The sequence below is a fragment of the Burkholderia sp. 28_3 genome, assembly GCF_003253915.1.
In the GTDB taxonomy this organism is placed as follows: domain Bacteria; phylum Pseudomonadota; class Gammaproteobacteria; order Burkholderiales; family Burkholderiaceae; genus Burkholderia; species Burkholderia cenocepacia.
Genome location: NZ_QKZF01000002.1, coordinates 306,513 through 325,236, shown reverse-complemented (window position 1 = coordinate 325,236; position 18,724 = coordinate 306,513). Strand labels below are relative to the sequence as shown.

Here is an 18,724-nt window from a genome sequence, read left to right as displayed (position 1 = left end):
GGCGCATCATGAGTTTCTCCCTCTGCGCCCCGCCCATCGACCGCGCCGCCGCCCTGGCCGGCGGCGATCTGCCGTTCGGCCTGCAATCGGTCTGCCGCACGCTCGCCGACGCCAACGCGACGCTCGAGCGCTTCGCGTGGCTCGGCGACCATCTCGCGATCGCCGAATGGACGCGGATCACCGACGAAAGCGAGACGGTCTACGAGCAGCCCGGCCACCACACGCTGTCGTGCTATCTCGACGGCGGCTACCGGACCGAGCGCCAGCGCGTGCCGCGCTACGGCGCGCCGAGCCTGCTGTGCGCGCTGCCGGGCGACCATGAATCGCGCTGGTGGGTGCGCGGCGAAATGCATTTCGTCCACCTGTATTTCCTGCCCGAGCACTTCACGCAGCGCGCGATCCGCGAGCTCGATCGCGAGCCACGCGAGCTGAAGCTCGCGGATCGCACCTACTTCGAGGATGCCCGGGTCGCCGCGCTGCTGCGCTCGCTCGCGCTGGAGGGCTGGGACGATGCCGACGAGCGGCTGCGCGTGAACGAGACCGCGCACGACGTGCTGAGCCTGCTGTTGCGCGGGCAGAGCACGACGCGCACCGATACGTCGTTCCGCGGCGGGCTCGCGCCGGCCGTGCGCCGCCGCGTGCGCGACTACATCGACACGTATCTCACGCAGCCGCTGACGCTCGGCGAACTCGCCGAGGTCGCCGCGCTGTCCGAATACCATTTCTCGCGGATGTTCCGGCTGTCGTTCGGCCGCGCGCCGCACGCGTGGGTAGCCGAGCAACGGCTCGCCCGCGCCCGCGAGCTGCTGCGCACGACGGCACTGCCGCTCGCGCAGATCGCGGCCGCCTGCGGCTACGCGAACGCCGGCCACTTCAGCCATCGCTTTCGCGACGCGCACGGCACGACGCCGAATACGTACCGGCGCGCGATGCAGGGCCGCTGAGCGCGGCCCGCTTCCTCGTTTCGTCGCGGCGTCGCGCTTACGCGCCGCGCCGCGACAGTTCCTGCTCGAGCGCCGCGACGCCGGCCGGCAGGTCGACCGGCACCTTCAGGTCGACCATCGTGCGGCCGAACGCATGCAGCGTGCGGAACAGGTTGTGTTCGCGGCACTGCTCGCCCATCTGGCCGATCCGCACGATCGGCAACCCGAACGAACCCGAGATCTCGACCTGGTACTGCTTCGAGATATGGCCGCAGACCATCCCGGGCGTGAGCCCTTCCGGCGTCTCGATCCCGACCACCGAATTGAGCCGGCAGTCCTTCGGCGCATAGAGCTTGAGCCCCATCGATTCGACGCCCGCCTGGAGCGCCAGCGAGCAGCGCAGATGGCGCGCGAAGCGGCTCTCGAGCGTCTCCGCGCAGACGAGCCGCAGCGCCTCGTGCAGCGCGAGCACGCCCGACACGGGCGCCGTGTAGTGATAGCCGGCGTTGTGCCAGAAGTTCTCCGCGAGCGCCATGTCGAGGCACCAGTGCGCATTCGGCTCGGGGCGATTCTTCATGCGCTCCCACGCGGCGTCGGAGAACGCGATCAGCGACACGCCCGGGATCGACGACAGCCCCTTCTGGCCGCCGGTGATCACCGCGTCGATGCCCCATGCGTCCATCTCGAGCGGCATCGTCGACAGCGTGCACACCGCGTCGACGACGACCAGCGCGCCGGCCGCCTTCGCGAGCGCCGCGATGTCGCGCAGGTCGCGGTTCCACACGGTGTTCGACGTCTCGCCCTGCACGATCGTGACGATCTCGGGCCGCTCGCGCGCGATCGCGTCGGCGATCTCGTCGAGGCTCGCGACCGCGCGATCGGCCACTTCGAGCGTCGCGACGTCGGCACCGACGCGCGTGGCCATCTCGGCCATCCGCGCGCTGAAGAAGCCGTTGCGGATCGACAGCACGCGCGTGCCGCGCCATGCGAGGTTCGAGATCGCCATTTCCATCGCGGCCGAACCGGGGCCCGCGACACCGAGCACCCACTTCGTGCGGGTCTGGAACACGTAACGCGCCATCTCCTTCACCTGCTCGATGATCTTCGCCATCGTCGCGCCGAGGTGGTTGATCACGATCGTGTTCGCCTTGGCCACCGCGGCCGGGATCGGGACCGGGCCGGCCCCCATCATCAGCAGCGGTTCTTCGGGCAGGATCGCGTCGAGCGGCACGACGACGGGACAGGGAATCGGCGAGTAATCGATGGACATGGCTGGAAAAAGATGAGGAAAGGAAGTGCCCGGACGCGCCGCGGCACTGCGCCCGCAGCACCGCGCCCGTGGCACCGCGCAGCGAACTGATCGATCATTCCGCGTTCCGCCGCCTCGCGCAAGAGGCACGCACGTGCGGACAGCGCGACGCTGGCCCGGTCGCCGGACCGGGCCAGCCGGCCGCGCACCGCGCGCGCGATGGCCTTCCGGATTGAAAAAACGATTGGCTGCCGGGTGCGAAACGGTTCCATTCGGGTTCCGGACGCGCGATTTTCTCGGCCAATATCGAAACGATTCTTCGAAACCGGTGGTTCAGCGCCTTTCGTGGACCGAACGAAATACACCGACCACCTGATACAAATCGCGGAGCGAATTCGATACACAAAATCCGAACGTGGAAAAAACATCCACCATTGCGGTATGTATTGGGGAACGACTCCCGAATTCGCCATGCCCCGGCGCGCCGCAATTTACCCCAACCCATTGATTGGAATATGGAATCCTCGAAACAGCGACGCATATTCGAATACCGCGACGGTTTTCCAGCGCACGTCCTTGCTGCATTGCAACCTTAAACCGGTACCCGCGATTTCGATTTTACGCAAGCCGCCCGTTTTCTCAGGTTGACGGATATCGGTTCCGCATTTAACAATTGTCTGCGGAATCGAAAATCTCATTTTCGATACGAGAGCGAACTGGGGCCGCGCGATGCGTTTTCGACGTTGCGTGGCAAAAAATCACAACCAAAATCAATCAACCGGGCCAGAAATACGCAAGCCATGAACCAGATTCAGACCATGCGTGTATTCGTCTGCGTCGCCGAGCAGCAAAGCTTCCGGCGCGCGGCGCACCATCTCGGCGTGTCCAATGCGCTCGTCACGCGTTCGATCGCGATGCTCGAGGGCCACCTGAACACACGGCTGATCCATCGCACCACGCGCAACCTGTCGCTCACCGAGGCCGGCGTGCGCTACCTCGATGGTTGCCGCGCGCTGCTCGAGGAATTCGACCACCTCGAATCGTCCGTCGCGCATGCCGTGCGCGAGCCGGCCGGCACGCTGCGCGTCGTCGCGTCGGGGCTGCTGTCGCCGCTGGCGCTGACGCCGCTCGTCAGCAGCTTCCGGCACCGCTACCCGGAGCTGCGCGTGCAGTTGACCGTCGCCGAAGGGCCGCTCGACGTGCTCGATTCGGGCTACGACGTCGGCATCGTCACCGGCACCCGGCTCGACGGCAACCCGTCGCTGATCGGCCATGCCCTCGCGCCGAACCCGTTCGTCGCGTGCGCGGCGCCGGCCTATCTCGACCGCCGCGGCGAGCCGCGCGTGCCCGACGACCTCCCGGGCCACGACTGGGTCACGCTCGCGCCGCACCAGCACGCGCCGACGTGGCAACTGGTCGGCCACGACGGCGTCGCCCATTCGGTCACGGTGCGCCCCGCCTGCACGGTCAACCAGCTCGCGCTCGTCCAGGCGGCGGCCGTGGCCGGCGCCGGCATCGCGATCCTGCCCGAGCCGTGCGTGGCCGATGCCCTCAACCACGGCACGCTCGTGCGGCTGATGGCCGGCTACCGGATCGACGATCCCGACGCGCAGTTGTCGCTCGTCTATCCGAACCGCCAGTACGTGCCGGCCCGCACGCGCAGCTTCGTCGAGCACGCGCTCGAGCACTTCAGCGCGCCGTCCGCCCGCGACCACACCGACTACGGCTTCCTGCGGCCGGTGCGCGGCCCCGAACGTTCCGACATCGTCACGGGCCTGCAGTAAACTGCGCGCGTCAGCCATCGGAGGTGCAGCGTGCGCGTGATCCTGTTCAGCAGCCGGCAGTACGACGACGATTCGTTCACCGCCGCCAACCGGCCGTTCGGCTATCGGCTGCACTTCCAGCCGTCGCACCTCGACGCGGAAACCGCGATCCTCGCGCACGGCTATGACGTCGTCTGCCCGTTCGTCAACGACACCGTCGACGCGGCCGTGCTCGAACGGCTCGCCGACGGCGGCACGCGGCTGATCGCGCTGCGCTCGGCGGGCTTCAACCATGTCGACCTCGCCGCCGCCGAGCGGCTCGGCATCGCGGTCGTGCGGGTGCCCGCGTATTCGCCGCACGCGGTCGCCGAGCACGCGGTCGCACTGATCCTCGCGCTCAACCGCCGCCTGCCGCGCGCCGTCGCCCGCACCCGCGAAGGCGACTTCTCGCTGAACGGCCTGCTCGGCTTCGACCTGCACGGCAAGACCGTCGGCGTGATCGGCACCGGCATCATCGGCAGCGTGTTCGCGAAGATCATGATGGGCTTCGGGATGCACGTGCTCGCGCACTCGGTGCCGCCGTACAACGACGAGCTGATCGCGTTCGGCGCGCGCTACGTCGAGCTCGACGAACTGCTGCATCGTGCCGACATCGTCAGCCTGCATTGCCCGCTGCTGCCGTCGACACACCACCTGATCAACGAGCGGACGCTCGCGCGAATGAAGCACGGCGCGATGCTGATCAACACCGGGCGCGGCGGCCTCGTCGATGCGCAGGCGCTGGTCGACGCGCTCAAGAACGGCCAGCTCGGCCATCTCGGGCTCGACGTGTACGAGGAGGAAAGCGGGCTGTTCTTCGAGGATCACTCCGACCTGCCGCTGCAGGACGACGTGCTCGCGCGCCTGCTGACGTTCCCGAACGTGATCGTCACGTCGCACCAGGCGTTCTTCACGCGCGAGGCGCTGGCCGAGATCGCGCACACGACGCTGCTGAACATCGAGGCGTGGCATGCGGGCGCGCCGCAGAACGTCGTGACGGCAAATCGCTGAGAAACGGCCAATTCGACGGCCCGCAGCGCATCCGCAATCGTTTGCTTGCGCCCCATGCCGCGCACCACCCCTTTCTTCGTCAACAATTCCGCGCATTGTTTCGAATGAAGTAACGTTTCGCGCGCGCCGTCTGCTATCGTTGCGCCGATGTCATCCCTGCCTTCGCCGCTCATGCGTTTCGACGATTCCGACATCGCCGCCGTCTACCGCGCCATCTTCGAACGGCGCGACATGCGCCACTTCACGCCGGCGCCCGTCGATCCGGCCGTGCTCGCGCGCCTGCTGCGCGCGGCGCACCACGCGCCGAGCGTCGGCTTCATGCAGCCGTGGCGCTTCATCCGCATCACCGATCCCGCCTTGCGCACCGCGATTCACGCGCTGGTCGAGGCCGAGCGCCGCGCGACGGCCGACGCGCTCGGCGAGCGCCAGGACGAATTCATGCGGCTGAAGGTCGAGGGCGTGCGCGAATGCGGCGAGCTGCTGGTCGTCGCGCTCGCCGACGGCCGCGAACGCCACGTGTTCGGCCGCCGCACGCTGCCGGAGATGGATCTGGCCTCCGCCGCGTGCGCGATCCAGAACATGTGGCTCGCCGCGCGCGCGGAAGGGCTCGGCATGGGCTGGGTATCGTTGTTCGACGTCAATGCGGTGCGCACGCTGCTGCGGATGCCCGACGGCGCGAAGCCGATCGCCGTGCTGTGCGTCGGGCACGTCGATGCGTTCTATGCGAAGCCGATGCTCGAGGAAGAACGCTGGGCCGCGCGGATGCCGATCGAAGCGTGCCTGTTCGAGAACGGCTGGGACGCTCCGGCGGCCATCGATCGGGCCGATTCGGCTGCGTCGCCCGCAGGCCCGGACAGCGAAACGAAGCACACCCCGGACGCGATGCCCGACCGGTCGTCCGAACGCATCGCGTGATCCACGGCCGGCGGTCGCCATCATCCCGGCCCTGACACCGCCCAAATCCCACACTGTGAGCTTCCCGGTCGCTGCCTCGTCGCACGCCGGCAACAAGCGCTCTGGCCCCAAGCATAGGGGTTTTCACTGAAGTAGAATCGCGGCTGACCTTCGCCTCATCCCGCCCGTCCCGCGCATCCTGCGCCTGGCTCGAGCGGCATCTTTTCCCGAGCCTACCGCGATGCCCCTGCCTCTTTTCGCCCTTGCCGTCGCCGCATTTGGAATCGGTACCACCGAATTCGTGATCATGGGCCTGCTGCCCAATGTCGCGCGCGACCTCGGCGTGTCGATCCCGGCCGCCGGGATGCTCGTGTCGGGCTACGCGCTCGGCGTGACGATCGGCGCGCCGATCCTCGCGATCGTCACCGCGAAGATGCCGCGCAAGCGTGCGCTGATGGCCCTGATCGGGCTGTTCATCGCCGGCAACCTGTTCTGCGCGATCGCGCCCGGCTATGCGGTGCTGATGGCCGCGCGCGTCGTCACCGCGTTCTGCCACGGTGCGTTCTTCGGCATCGGCTCGGTGGTGGCCAGCAACCTCGTCGCGCCGAACCGCCGCGCGCAGGCGATCGCGCTGATGTTCACCGGGCTCACGCTCGCGAACGTGCTCGGCGTGCCGCTCGGCACCGCACTCGGCCAGGCGTTCGGCTGGCGCGCGACGTTCTGGGCCGTCACCGGCATCGGCATCGCCGCGGCCGCCGCGCTCGCGGTGTGCCTGCCGAAAAACCTCGCGATGCCCGATACCAGCATCACGCGCGAATTCAGCGTGCTGAAGCACCCGCAGGTGCTGATGGTGCTCGGCATCAGCGTGCTCGCGTCCGCGAGCCTGTTCAGCGTGTTCACGTACATCACGCCGATCCTCGAGGACGTGACGGGCTTCTCGCCGCGTCAGGTCACCTACGTGCTGCTGCTGTTCGGCCTCGGCCTGACGGTCGGCGGCACGCTGGGCGGCAAGCTCGCCGACTGGCGGCGGATGCCGTCGCTGATCGCGACGCTCGCGCTGATCGGCATCGTCCTCGCGCTGTTCGCGGGCACGATGCATCTGCCGTTCGCCGCGCTCGCGACGATCTTCGTGTGGGGCATCCTCGCGTTCGCGATCGTGCCGCCGCTGCAGATCATGATCGTCGACCGCGCGAGCGACGCGCCGAACCTCGCGTCGACGCTGAACCAGGGCGCGTTCAACCTCGGCAACGCGACCGGCGCATGGCTCGGCGGGATGGCGATCGGCTCGGGCGTGTCGCTCGTGAGCCTGCCGTGGGTCGGCGTCGCGATGGCGGTCGCCGCGCTCGCGCTCACGCTGTGGTCGGCGTCGCTCGAACGCCGCCCGGTGGCCGTGCCGACCGAATACGTGTGACGCGGCCCTGCCGCGATCGTTGCGTACGCAACTCCATTCGAACGTGACGGCCTTCATGGACCTTTCAACGGTCGCGGTGTAGCATCGCGGCCGATGAAAGCCATTCTCAATCGCGATTTCCTCGCGCTGATCCTGAGCGTCGCGGTCGTCGGCCTCGGGACCGGCGCCACGCTGCCGCTGACCGCACTCGCGCTCACCGAAGCCGGACACGGCACCAACGTCGTCGGCATGCTGACGGCCGCGCAGGCCCTCGGCGGCCTCGCGATCGTCCCGTTCGTCACCGCGCTCGCGCGGCACATCGGCGCGCGCCGCGCGATCGTCGTGTCGGTCGTGCTGCTCGCGGCCGCCACCGCGCTGATGCAGTTCACGTCGAACCTGATCCTGTGGGGCGTGCTGCGCGTGCTGTGCGGCGCCGCGCTGATGCTGCTGTTCACGATCGGCGAAGCGTGGGTCAACCAGCTCGCCGACGATGCGACGCGCGGGCGCGTCGTCGCGATCTACGCGACCAATTTCACGCTGTTCCAGATGGCCGGCCCGGTGCTCGTCAGCCAGATCGCCGGCGCGACGCACATCCGCTTCGCGCTGTGCGGCGCGCTGTTCCTGCTCGCGCTGCCGACGCTCGCGACGATCCGCCGTGCGCCGCTCGCCGGCGACGACGCGCATCACGAAGCACACGGCCGCTGGCTCGACGTGCTGCCGCGCATGCCCGCGCTGATCATCGGCACCGGCTTCTTCGCGCTGTTCGATACGCTCGCGCTGTCGCTGCTGCCGCTCTACGCAATGGATCACGGCGTCGCGAGCGCGACCGCCGTGCTGCTCGCGTCGATCATGCTGTTCGGCGATACCGCGATGCAGTTCCCGATCGGCTGGCTCGCGGACAAGCTCGGCCGCGAGCGCGTGCACCTCGGCGCCGGCTGGATCGTGCTGGCCGGCCTGCCGATGCTGCCGTTCGTGATCGCGAATCCGTGGCTGTGCTGGCCGCTGCTGTTCGTGCTCGGCGCGGCGGCCGGCAGCATCTATACGCTGTCGCTCGTCGCGTGCGGCGAACGTTTCCGCGGCGCGGCGCTCGTCACCGCGAGTTCGCTCGTGTCGGCGTCGTGGAGCGCCGCGAGCTTCGGCGGCCCGCTGGTGGCGGGCGCGTTGATGGAGCAACTGGGCAGCAATGCGCTGGTCGGCGTGCTGGTCGCTTGCGTCGCCGCATTCGTCGCGGCGGCGTTGTGGGAGCGGCGCACCGCAGTACAACGCGCGGTCTGACGTCGCTCGGTGTTGGCGTTGGCGTTGGCGTTGGCGTCATGCACCGATACGCATCGGGCCGCTCGCGCCCCCTCCTCCGGTAAACGAAAAACGGCCCGCGCAATGCGGGCCGCCCTGTCCTTCCGGACTACGCGTGATCTACACGTGACCTACGCGTAACGTTTCGCGCCGCGATCCGTCACGCACTCGGCGCCGGCAAGATCCTGCCCGCACACGTGCCGAAGCCGACGCGATACCCATCGCCCTGGCACCAGCCGGCGAGCGTCAGCTCGTCGCCGTCCTCGATGAACGTGCGGCTGCCGCCGCCGTTCAGCGCGACCGGCTCCTTGCCGTTCCACGTCAGTTCGAGCAGGCTGCCGAACGAATCCTTCGTCGGCCCGCTGATCGTGCCCGAACCCATCAGGTCGCCCACGCGCGTGTTGCAGCCGGCGACCGTGTGATGCGCGAGCTGCTGCGCCATCGTCCAGTACATGTGCCTGAAGTTCGTGCGGCAGATCGACGTGGCCTCGGCCGCACCTTCGGCGCGCAGCGTCACTTCCAGCGCGATGTCGAACGCATGCTTGCCCGCATGCCGCAGATACGCGAGCGGCTGCGGCGACTGCTCGGGCTGCGCGACGCGGAACGGTTCGAGCGCATCGAGCGTGACGATCCACGGCGAGATCGTCGTTGCGAACCCCTTCGAGTTGAACGGGCCGAGCGGCACGTATTCCCACTGCTGGATGTCGCGCGCGCTCCAGTCGTTCAGCAGCACCATCCCGAAGATATGCGCTTCCGCGTCCTCGCACGCGATCGGCTCGCCGAGCGCGTTGCCCTTGCCGACGATGAAGCCCGTTTCCAGTTCGATGTCGAGCTTGCGGCACGCGCCGAACACCGGGCGCTCCTGGTCGGGCAGCTTCAGTTGCCCGTTCGGGCGCCGCACCGGCGTGCCGCTCACGACCACGGACGACGCGCGGCCGTTGTAGCCGATCGGCATCTCCGACCAGTTCGGCAGCAGCGCATTCTTCGGATCGCGGAACATCGAGCCGACGTTGGTCGCGTGTTCCTTCGACGAATAGAAATCGGTGTAGCCGGGAATCTCGACCGGCAGATGCAGCGTCGCGTCGCGCTGCGCGACGAGCACCTGCGCGCGCAGCGCCGCATCGTCACGCAGTGTCGCGTCGTCACGCGAGAACAGCGCCGACAGCTGCACGCGCACGCTGCGCCACGCGTCGCGGCCGAGCGCGATGAACGCATTGAGCGTCGGTGCGGCGAGCACGTCGGCGCCGGCCGGCAGCGTGACGAGGCCCGCACGCGCGAGCGCCGCGAGATCGACGATCTGGTCGCCCAGCGCGACGCCCGGGCGGCGCGCGCCCTTCGCATCGCTGAAGATGCCGAACGGCAGGTTCTGGATCGGGAAATCGCAGGCGGGATCGTTCGCGGTCTCGATCCAGCTCTTGCGAGCCGGGTCGAGCGTCGCGCGCCAGTCTTGGGTGTCGCTCATCGTTGCTCCGGATTGAAGTGTTTCTTGATGCCTTGCCAGCATTCGAAGTAATCGGCCTGCAGCTGCGCGGTGTCGAGCGCGTAGCGCGTCGGCCGGATCAGCGTGCGGGTTTCGAACATGAACGCCATCGTCGCGTCGACCTTGTGCGGCTTCGTCGTGTCGCTCGCGGACGCCTTCTCGAACGTGTCCGCATCGGGTCCGTGGCCCGACATGCAGTTGTGCAAACTCGCGCCGCCCGGCACGAAGCCCTCGGCCTTCGCGTCGTACGCGCCGTGCACGAGGCCCATGAACTCGCTCGCGACGTTGCGGTGGAACCACGGCGGGCGGAACGTATCCTCGGCCGCGAGCCAGCGCGGCGGGAAGATCACGAAGTCGATCGTGTCGACGCCCGGCGTGTCGCTCTGCGCCTGCAGCACGAGGAAAATCGACGGATCGGGATGGTCGAAGCTGATCGAGCCGATCGTGTTGAACAGGCGCAGGTCGTATTTGTAGGGCGCGTAGTTGCCGTGCCACGCGACGACGTCGAGCGGCGAATGGCCGATGTCCGCGCGCCAGAGGCGCCCGTTCAGCTTCGCGATCAGCTCGAGCGCGCCTTCGCGGTCTTCGTAGGCGGCCTGCGGCGTCAGGAAGTCGCGCGGGTTCGCGAGCCCGTTCGAGCCGATCGGGCCGAGATCCGGCAGGCGCAGCAACGCACCGAAGTTCTCGCAGATATAGCCGCGCGCGTCGCCGTCCGGCAGCGCGACGGCAAAACGCACGCCGCGCGGGATCACCGCGATCTCGAACGGCTCGACGTCGAGCCGGCCGAATTCGGTCGCGATGAACAGGCGCCCCTGCTGCGGCACGATCAGCAGCTCGCCGTCGGCGCTGTAGAAGAAGCGGTCCTGCATCGAGCGGTTCGCCGCATACAAGTGGATCGCGCAACCGTTCATCGCGGCGGCCGACCCGTTGCCGGCCATCGTCACGAGGCCGTCGACGAAATCGGTCGGCTCGACCGGCATCGGCAGCGGATCCCAGCGCAACTGGTTCGGCGGCGTCGGCGGCACGTCGGCCGAATCGCCGAACTCCGATACGAGCCGCTGCGCGCCCGCATACGGCTCGAACGGCCGGTGCACGGCGGCCGGGCGAATCCGGTACAGCCACGAGCGGCGGTTGTGGCCGCGCGGCGCGGTGAACGCGGTGCCCGACAGCTGCTCCGCGTACAGCCCGTACGGCGCGCGCTGCGGCGAGTTGCGGCCGTGCGGCAGCGCGCCGGGCAGTGCCTCGGTCGCGAATTCGTTCGCGAAACCGCTCAGGTAGCCGGCGGTTGCCGGTTTCGACAGGTCAAGCGTCATCGTTTCCTTTCTCCATCAATTCATCACGGTGTTCGGCGCCTGCGCGCCGCTGCGCCGCGTGACGCCTGCGAGGCCCAGCACGAACAGCGCCGAGCACAGCACGGGCACCGCGGCCGCATGGAACAGCGCGCCGTTCGACCAGTTGAGCGCAATCAGTTGTCCGCCGACGAGCGGCCCGAGCACCGAGCCGATCCGGCCGATGCCGAGGCTCCAGCCGATGCCCGTCGAGCGCAGCGACGTCGGGTAATACTGGCCCGCGAGCGCGTTCACGGCCGGCTGCCCGCCGACCACGCAGAACCCGCCCGCGAACACGACGACCAGCAGCCACGGCAGCGCATGCGCGACCGAGCCGATCAGCCCCACCGACACGGCCGCGCACGCGAAGCACGCGAACAGCACGCGCACGAAGCCGTAACGTTCGATGAACCAGCCGAGCGACAGCGTGCCGATCACGCCGCCCGTCTGCAGCACCGTGCCGACGATCACCGCGGTGCCCGGCGAATAGCCGGCGTCGCGCATCACGGTCGGCAGCCAGTTCGACAGGAAGTACAGATCGATCAGGTTCATGAAGCTGATCGACCACAGCAGCAGCGTGACCGGCAGGCGGCCATGGCGGAACAGCTCGGCGACCGGCGCGCCGCTTGCCGCGCGTTCGCGCACGACGAGCCGCGTGTTCGCATCGATGCCGGCTTCCGGCGCGAACCGCGCGAGCCAGTCGCGCGCCTGCACGACACGCCCTTTCAGCACCAGGAACTGCAGCGACTCCGGCAGCCGCGCGACCATCGCGATCGTCAGCACGAGCGGCACCGCGCCGCCGACGAAGAACACCGAACGCCAGCCGAGCGCCGGAATCAGCGCCGCGCTGATGAAGCCGCCGATCGCCGCGCCGAGCGTGAAGCCGCACGACACGATCATCATCCGCTTCACGCGATGCGCGGCCGGGCTGAACTCGCCGACCAGCGCCATCGCGTTCGGCATGATGCAGCCGAGGCCGAGCCCCGTGACGAAGCGCAACGCCATCAGCACGGGGATCGAGCCCGCGAACGGCGTCGCGAGCATCGTCACCGCGAAGAACAGCGTCGAGCCGATCAGCACCGGGCGCCGCCCGATCCGGTCGGCGAGCACCGACAGCCCGAGCGCGCCGAGCAGCATCCCGAACAGGCTCGCGCTGAACACGGGCCCGAGCGCCTGCTTCGGCACGCCCCATTCGGCGATCACGCTCGGCGCGACGTAGCCCATCGCCTGCGCATCGAAACCGTCGATCACGAGGCACAGCCCGCACAGCGCGAGCAGCATCCAGTGAAACCCCGGGCGACGAGTCTCGTCGATCACGCGCTCGACTTCGAGCACGCGCGCGTCGGCCGGCGCCGCGCTCATTGCGCCACCTCGGCGGCCGGATGCACGGGCGGCGTCACGCCCTGGCGTGCGAGCGCCATCGCTTCGCACAGCACGTCGGCGTCGCCGACCTGGTTCGCGAGCAACAGGATCAGCTTCGCGTTGACGAGCTGGCTGTCGGCGTCGGACAGGTCGCGATGCATGTCGATCAGCGCTTCGTAGAACGCGTCGGGATCGGCCAGGCGCGGGCGGGTGTCGAGTGAGGGCATGACGGTGTCTCCGGTATCTTGGTCGTATCAGCGTGCGCAGGTCGCGCGCGCCAGTGCGTCGGCAATCGCCTGACGGTCGAGCGTGCGCGTGCGGGCGCAGACGTGCTGGTCGGGACGCAGCAGGTAGAACGTGCCAGGCTGCGCGTCGTAGCGCCGCGCGGCGAGCCCGTCGACGTCCTCCACGACGTCGACGCCGGCGACCGGCTGCGCGTGCCCGGCCGGCACGACGAGCACGGGACGCACCGGCAGCGCGAGCCCGTCGACGGCCTGCGCCAGCGCGGCCGCATCGCCAGGCAATCCGAACAGCACGCCGGTGAAACCGTCGCGCAGATGCTGCAGCAGCCAGCCCGGCGCACCCTGCGCACGCACCGGCGCATCGGCCGCCGCCGCGCCCGGCCGCATCGCGCACGCGAATGCGTCGCCGCCGCGGTCCGGCGTGTTGAGCGGCGAATCGGCCAGCACGGCCGGCACCGACAGGCGCCCGCTGTTCACCAGCTTGCGCGCGAACTCGCAGTCGCGCGCGAGCTTCAGCGTCGCATCGCGGAACACGCGCGACACCGCGCTTTTCGGCGTGATGAAGTCGGTCGAGCGCGTCGAATTGCGGATGTTCTCGTCGGCCGCGAACTCGCGCTCGCTCGCATACGTATCGAGCAGGCGGTCGTGCGCGCGGCCGTCGAGCACCAGCTTCAGCTTCCACGCGAGGTTGTCCGCGTCCTGCACGCCGCTGTTCGCGCCGCGCGCGCCGAACGGCGACACGCCGTGCGCGGAGTCGCCCGCGAACAGCACGCGGCCGTGCCGGAACGTCTCCATCCGCTGGCAGCGGAACGTGTAGACGCTCACCCACTCGAGCTCGAACTCGACGTCTGGCCCGAGCAGCGCGCGCACGCGCGGGATCACTCGCTCCGGCTGCTTCTCGACGACCGGATCGGCATCCCAGCCGAGCTGGAAGTCGATGCGCCACACGTTGTCCGGCTGACGATGCAGCAGCACCGACTGGTTGCGGTGAAACGGCGGGTCGAACCAGAACCAGCGCTCGGTCGGAAACTCCGCCTTCATCTTCACGTCGGCGATCAGGAAGCGGTCCTTGAAGGTGCGGCCGCGGCTCTCGAGGCCCATCATCGTGCGCATCGGGCTGCGCGAACCGTCGGCCGCGATCACGTACTGCGCGCGCAGCGTCGCGACGCCGTCCGGCGTCTCGATCGTCAGCACCGCATGTTCGGCCGACTGGTCGACGCCCGTCACCTTGTGCTTCCAGCGGATGTCGATGTTCGGCAGCTCGAACGCGCGGTCGGCCAGATACCCTTCGACGTAGTACTGCTGCAGATTGATGAACGCCGGGCGCGCATGCCCTTCCTCGGGCAGCAGGTCGAATGCGTAAAGCTGCTCGTCCTGCAGGAACACCTTGCCGACGTGCCAGCTCACGCCCTTGTCGACGAAGCGCTCGCCGCAGCCGAGCCGGTCGAAGATCTCCAGCGTGCGCTTCGCGAAGCAGATCGCGCGCGAGCCGGTCGACAACGTGTCGTCGTCGTCGAGCAGCACGACCGGCACGCCCTGTTGCGCGAGGTCGATCGCGGCCGCGAGGCCGACCGGGCCCGCGCCGACGACGATCACCGGGTGGACGGCCGCGTCGTGTGCGCGGGCGCGGTACTCGAACTTCAGCGTCTGGTAATCGATGCTCATGGTCGCCATCCGCGCGTCAACCCCGCCGTGCGCGCACCGCCGCGCCCGTCGTCCCGTCCGTCTCCTGCCGGCGCGCCCGCCCGCCTGTCCTGTCAACCGCCACGTCTCGCTCCTTGCTTCCTGTTGATTCGTGAACGGCGCCGTTTCGCGGCGCCCGCATGCCGCATTTCTTGATCGGCGACAAATCCTTGGATTTACGAATAGTAAAACCAATTACGAATAGTGAAATCAACGTAAACCCTAGGCGTTGGCGCGAGGACGGGATAACCATATGAGTGAAACGCCAAGCCGAGCGCGGCGCGCGCTGCTAATATCAAGTCATGAGGCGGCCCTTTCGGCCGCCATTTTTCCTTCTCACGCCGATGATTCCGCCTACCATCCCCGAGCTGGTCAGCCGTGCCGGGCAACTGCCGTATCTGCGGGAACACCTCGCGCTAGCCGAAGGCGGCACCGCGTGCGCGAATCTGCCCGAGCGCACGCTCGCCAGTGCGTACGAGCCGATCTACGACGTGACGATGCCCGGCGCGCCGCAATCGACGTCGTTCGCCGACGCGATCGAGCGCTACGGCGACGAGCTCGGCTTCCAGGCCGTCACACTGGTCACGGGGGCGCAACACGATCCGGTCGACGCGGCCGTCGACGACCAGACGCTGGTCGCGATCGACCGCCTGTCGCGCGCGCTGCATGCGATCAATTTCTTCGGCGCGCAACGCCACGGGCTGCTGTTCCTGCGCGTGCACGAGCGGCTGCTCAAGAGCGTGAAGTACGACCACGGCAAGCATTTCTCGTCGGTGCTGCAGCGCTTCGGGCTGCCGCCCGAGCGGATCGTGATCGAGCTGCCGGCGGTCGCGGTCGCCCACAAGACGTTCCTCGGCTACCTGACGCGCAGCTACCAGCATCACGGTTTCAAGGTCGCGGACAAGCTGCCGGACCCGGGCCGCATCCTCGCGGTCGAATCGGACATGGCGCGCCCCGACTACATCAAGATGGATGCGGGCATCGCGTTGCGCGACGGGATGGTCAAGGCGCTCGTCGCCTATGCGCAGCGCGTGCGGATCCCGCTGATCTTCGACGGCGTCGTCGACGAGACGCAGTGCGAGCTGCTGCGCCAGCACGACGTGCGGTTCATGCAGGGGCCGGTGTTCGCGAAGGTCGTGACGGCCTGAGCGATTCGCGCGGAAGGCGCGCGCGGGGAGCGGCACGCTGGATCGCGGATTCCGGAGTCGTGCTGCTTCGGGAAGCGGGTTTCAGCACGCGGCGTCGCTCGACGCCGGCCGGTTCGCTGTTCGTTCACGCAGAAAGATCGACCGTGCCTGCGCGCGCGATCGACACCGGTGTATCGGCGCGGATGAGCCGCCTATTCTCTTCCATCGTCGTCGTACTTCGGCAAATCGTCGCCGATCTCGACACCCGGCAAACGATCCCGATACCAGACGTGCCACGCCGGACGCAACCGCGACGGTTCGTCGAGCGTCGCGTAGTTGATCTCGACCGTCTGCGGCGCGTCGGCGCGCCGGTATTCGAGTTGCGCGCCGCAACGGCCGCAGAAACGCCGCTCGCCCCATGCGCTCGACGCGTAGACGGTCGGTTCGCCCTGCAGGTATTCGAACGCGTCGATCGGCACCGTTGCCGACGCGACGACCGCCGCGCCGGTCGTGCGCTGACAGAGCCGGCAGTGGCAGAAGCCGGCATCGGTCGGAACGTCGGCGATACGGTAGCGGATCGCGCCGCACGCGCATCCGCCTTCCATCGGTTCGGGGTGCGCCATCGCAGACCTCGTCGTCGGTAAGCAGGCGAACGATGATGAGCGCGGTTCGCCCGTCGCGCAATACGCCACCGCGCCGCCTCTCCTATCCGCCGCGCACGAGCCGATTGCCGCGCGGCGGCAACAGCCGCACGCACGCGTGGCTCAGACCGTCTGGCCGAGCCGCTGCGCGAGCGCCTTCAGTTGCGGCCCGACCTGCGTGCGAAACACGCCCTCGTCCATCGACGACGCCGGGCCGCTGCAGCTCAGGATCAGCCAGCGTCCCTCGCGCGGCTCGCGAAACGGCACGGCCGCCGCGTTCACGTCCATGTGCCACGCACGGAACGAATAACAGCACCCGCCCGCCGAAAATTCGGCCACCGCCTGCTGCGCGGCGGCGACGAGCGCATCGGCGTCGGCCGCGCCGCCGGCCGCACGGTGCAGCTCGGCATAGAGCGCGCGGCGCACGTCCTCCGGCTGCACGGCCAGGTACGCGCGCCCCATCGAGCTCGTCAGCATCGACAGCCGCGAACCGGGCGCGAGCCCGAGCGTCAAGGCGGTCTCGCTGCGGATCGTCTCCAGATAGATCATGTCGAGCCCGTCGCGGCAGCCGAGCGACACGGCCGCGCCGATCTCCCGCGCGAGCGCCTGCATGTGCGGCCGCGCGAGATCGATCGTCCCGGAGCCCGACAGCAGCGCGTAGCCGAGCGACAGCACGCCGGCGTCCAGCGCATACTTGCCGAGCGTCTCGTCGTAGCGCAGATACCCGAGCACGGTCAGCGTATAGGCGAGCCGGTTCACCGTCGCCTTCGGCAGCCCCGTGCGTTCCGCGAAATCGCGATTGCCCAGCATCGTCTCGCCGGGGCGGAAGGCGCGCAGCAGGTCGAGTCCGCGCGCGAGCGCGACGACGAACTTGCGCTCGTCGATCGTGGTTTCGTCGATGGTTGAAAGTGTCATCCGGTGCTACACTGGGTTCGATTTGCAAAACATTGTTCCGCACAGCGGAACGCGAGTCAAGCAAACTTTGACACGGGGCCGGCTCGAAGACCGGACCAACAGGAGATGAGACGATGAGTGCTGCAACTTTTCATTGGGACGATCCGCTGCTGCTCGACCAGCAACTGACCGAGGAAGAGCGGATGGTTCGCGATGCCGCGCAGGCGTACGCACAGGACAAGCTCGCGCCGCGCGTCACCGAAGCGTTCCGCCACGAACGCACCGACGCGGCCATCTTTCGCGAGATGGGCGAGGTCGGCCTGCTCGGCCCGACGATTCCCGAGGAATACGGCGGCCCCGGCCTCAACTACGTGAGCTACGGGCTGATCGCGCGCGAAGTCGAGCGCGTCGATTCCGGCTACCGGTCGATGATGTCCGTGCAATCGTCGCTCGTGATGGTGCCGATCTTCGAATTCGGCTCGGACGCGCAAAAGCAGAAATACCTGCCGAAGCTCGCGAGCGGCGAATGGATCGGCTGCTTCGGCCTGACCGAGCCGAACCACGGCTCCGATCCCGGCAGCATGGTCACGCGCGCGAAGAAGGTGCCCGGCGGCTATTCGCTGTCCGGCGCGAAGATGTGGATCACCAACTCGCCGATCGCCGACGTGTTCGTCGTCTGGGCGAAGCTCGAAGAGAACGGCAAGGACGCGATCCGCGGCTTCATCCTCGAGAAGGGCTGGAAGGGCCTGTCGGCGCCGGCGATCCACGGCAAGGTCGGGCTGCGCGCCTCGATCACCGGCGAGATCGTCCTCGACGAGGTGTTCGTGCCGGACGAGAACCTGATGCCGAACGTGAGCGGCCTGCGCGGCCCGTTCACGTGCCTGAACTCGGCGCGCTACGGGATCGCGTGGGGTGCGCTCGGCGCCGCCGAGTCCTGCTGGCACACCGCGCGCCAGTACGTGCTCGACCGCCAGCAGTTCGGCCGGCCGCTCGCCGCGAACCAGCTGATCCAGAAGAAGCTCGCCGACATGCAGACCGAAATCACGCTCGGCCTGCAAGGCGTGCTGCGCCTCGGCCGGATGAAGGACGAAGGCACGGCCGCCGTCGAGATCACGTCGATCATGAAGCGCAACTCGTGCGGCAAGGCGCTCGACATCGCCCGCCTCGCGCGCGACATGCTCGGCGGCAACGGCATCTCCGACGAATTCGGCGTCGCGCGCCACCTCGTGAACCTCGAGGTGGTCAATACGTACGAAGGCACGCACGACATCCACGCGCTGATCCTCGGCCGCGCGCAGACGGGCATCCAGGCATTCTTCTGATGATCCGGCCATGACGCACGCGGCAGCGTTGCCGCGCACGCGCACGCCGCCAAGGAAAAAGCCCGCCCGGCATCGCTGCCGGG

At 68.5% G+C, this 18,724-nt stretch carries 16 protein-coding genes; 8 read left to right on the top strand and 8 right to left on the bottom strand.

Features of this window, described 5'->3' with window-relative positions:
- The first annotated feature begins 8 nt into the window (after nucleotides 1–8).
- Nucleotides 9–944: a helix-turn-helix domain-containing protein gene (locus DFS13_RS06160; protein ID WP_006484916.1), complete on the top strand. Its 936-nt coding sequence runs from the start codon at nucleotides 9–11 to the stop codon at nucleotides 942–944.
- A 37-nt stretch (nucleotides 945–981) separates the two neighbouring features.
- Here the strand turns inward: DFS13_RS06160 and DFS13_RS06155 are convergent, their stop codons facing one another.
- Nucleotides 982–2,193 carry an alanine--glyoxylate aminotransferase family protein gene (locus DFS13_RS06155; protein WP_006484921.1) on the bottom strand — a complete coding sequence of 404 codons (1,212 nt, stop codon included), beginning with the start codon at nucleotides 2,191–2,193 and terminating at the stop codon, nucleotides 982–984.
- A gap of 779 nt (nucleotides 2,194–2,972) precedes the next feature.
- Here DFS13_RS06155 and DFS13_RS06150 point away from each other — a divergent pair.
- The 5 genes from DFS13_RS06150 (at nucleotide 2,973) to DFS13_RS06130 (ending at nucleotide 8,544) form a co-directional block, all read left to right on the top strand.
- Nucleotides 2,973–3,956 (top strand): LysR family transcriptional regulator, encoded by a 984-nt coding sequence (locus DFS13_RS06150; RefSeq protein WP_006484979.1) that lies wholly within the window; start codon nucleotides 2,973–2,975, stop codon nucleotides 3,954–3,956.
- A 30-nt stretch (nucleotides 3,957–3,986) separates the two neighbouring features.
- Nucleotides 3,987–4,985, top strand: coding sequence for a 2-hydroxyacid dehydrogenase (locus tag DFS13_RS06145; RefSeq protein ID WP_034200943.1), 999 nt, complete (start codon nucleotides 3,987–3,989; stop codon nucleotides 4,983–4,985).
- A 171-nt stretch (nucleotides 4,986–5,156) separates the two neighbouring features.
- Nucleotides 5,157–5,900: a 5,6-dimethylbenzimidazole synthase gene (bluB, locus tag DFS13_RS06140; RefSeq protein WP_077019969.1), complete on the top strand. Its 744-nt coding sequence runs from the start codon at nucleotides 5,157–5,159 to the stop codon at nucleotides 5,898–5,900.
- 220 nt (nucleotides 5,901–6,120) lie between these two features.
- Complete coding sequence (locus DFS13_RS06135; protein WP_006484914.1) at nucleotides 6,121–7,290, top strand: MFS transporter; 1,170 nt, start codon at nucleotides 6,121–6,123, stop codon at nucleotides 7,288–7,290.
- Nucleotides 7,291–7,383: 93 nt separating this feature from the next.
- Nucleotides 7,384–8,544 (top strand): MFS transporter, encoded by a 1,161-nt coding sequence (locus tag DFS13_RS06130; RefSeq protein ID WP_111441475.1) that lies wholly within the window; start codon nucleotides 7,384–7,386, stop codon nucleotides 8,542–8,544.
- A gap of 178 nt (nucleotides 8,545–8,722) precedes the next feature.
- On the opposite strand, the gene fahA is transcribed toward DFS13_RS06130, so the two are convergent.
- The 5 genes from fahA to DFS13_RS06105 are packed head-to-tail and all read right to left on the bottom strand — an operon-like array spanning nucleotide 8,723 to nucleotide 14,648.
- Nucleotides 8,723–10,024, bottom strand: coding sequence for a fumarylacetoacetase (gene fahA / locus DFS13_RS06125; protein ID WP_111441474.1), 1,302 nt, complete (start codon nucleotides 10,022–10,024; stop codon nucleotides 8,723–8,725).
- Nucleotides 10,021–11,355 carry a homogentisate 1,2-dioxygenase gene (hmgA, locus tag DFS13_RS06120; RefSeq protein WP_105866642.1) on the bottom strand — a complete coding sequence of 445 codons (1,335 nt, stop codon included), beginning with the start codon at nucleotides 11,353–11,355 and terminating at the stop codon, nucleotides 10,021–10,023. The genes fahA and hmgA overlap by 4 nt, the downstream gene beginning before the upstream one ends.
- Before the next feature lie 15 nt (nucleotides 11,356–11,370).
- Nucleotides 11,371–12,732, bottom strand: a complete 1,362-nt coding sequence (locus tag DFS13_RS06115; protein ID WP_006484902.1) for an MFS transporter — start codon at nucleotides 12,730–12,732, stop codon at nucleotides 11,371–11,373.
- Nucleotides 12,729–12,959, bottom strand: a complete 231-nt coding sequence (locus DFS13_RS06110) for a DUF2783 domain-containing protein (protein WP_111441473.1) — start codon at nucleotides 12,957–12,959, stop codon at nucleotides 12,729–12,731. The genes DFS13_RS06115 and DFS13_RS06110 overlap by 4 nt, the downstream gene beginning before the upstream one ends.
- A gap of 27 nt (nucleotides 12,960–12,986) precedes the next feature.
- Nucleotides 12,987–14,648 carry an FAD-dependent oxidoreductase gene (locus tag DFS13_RS06105; RefSeq protein WP_111441472.1) on the bottom strand — a complete coding sequence of 554 codons (1,662 nt, stop codon included), beginning with the start codon at nucleotides 14,646–14,648 and terminating at the stop codon, nucleotides 12,987–12,989.
- A 353-nt stretch (nucleotides 14,649–15,001) separates the two neighbouring features.
- Between DFS13_RS06105 and DFS13_RS06095 the strand changes: the two genes are divergently transcribed.
- Nucleotides 15,002–15,805: an EAL domain-containing protein gene (locus DFS13_RS06095; RefSeq protein WP_006484944.1), complete on the top strand. Its 804-nt coding sequence runs from the start codon at nucleotides 15,002–15,004 to the stop codon at nucleotides 15,803–15,805.
- Between the two features lie 191 nt (nucleotides 15,806–15,996).
- Here DFS13_RS06095 and DFS13_RS06090 read toward each other — a convergent pair whose 3' ends face one another.
- Nucleotides 15,997–16,407, bottom strand: a complete 411-nt coding sequence (locus DFS13_RS06090; RefSeq protein ID WP_109341725.1) for a GFA family protein — start codon at nucleotides 16,405–16,407, stop codon at nucleotides 15,997–15,999.
- A 141-nt stretch (nucleotides 16,408–16,548) separates the two neighbouring features.
- Nucleotides 16,549–17,340, bottom strand: a complete 792-nt coding sequence (locus tag DFS13_RS06085; protein WP_077019966.1) for an IclR family transcriptional regulator — start codon at nucleotides 17,338–17,340, stop codon at nucleotides 16,549–16,551.
- Nucleotides 17,341–17,453: 113 nt separating this feature from the next.
- Between DFS13_RS06085 and DFS13_RS06080 the strand changes: the two genes are divergently transcribed.
- Nucleotides 17,454–18,641: an acyl-CoA dehydrogenase gene (locus tag DFS13_RS06080; RefSeq protein WP_006484906.1), complete on the top strand. Its 1,188-nt coding sequence runs from the start codon at nucleotides 17,454–17,456 to the stop codon at nucleotides 18,639–18,641.
- Nucleotides 18,642–18,724 lie beyond the last annotated feature (83 nt).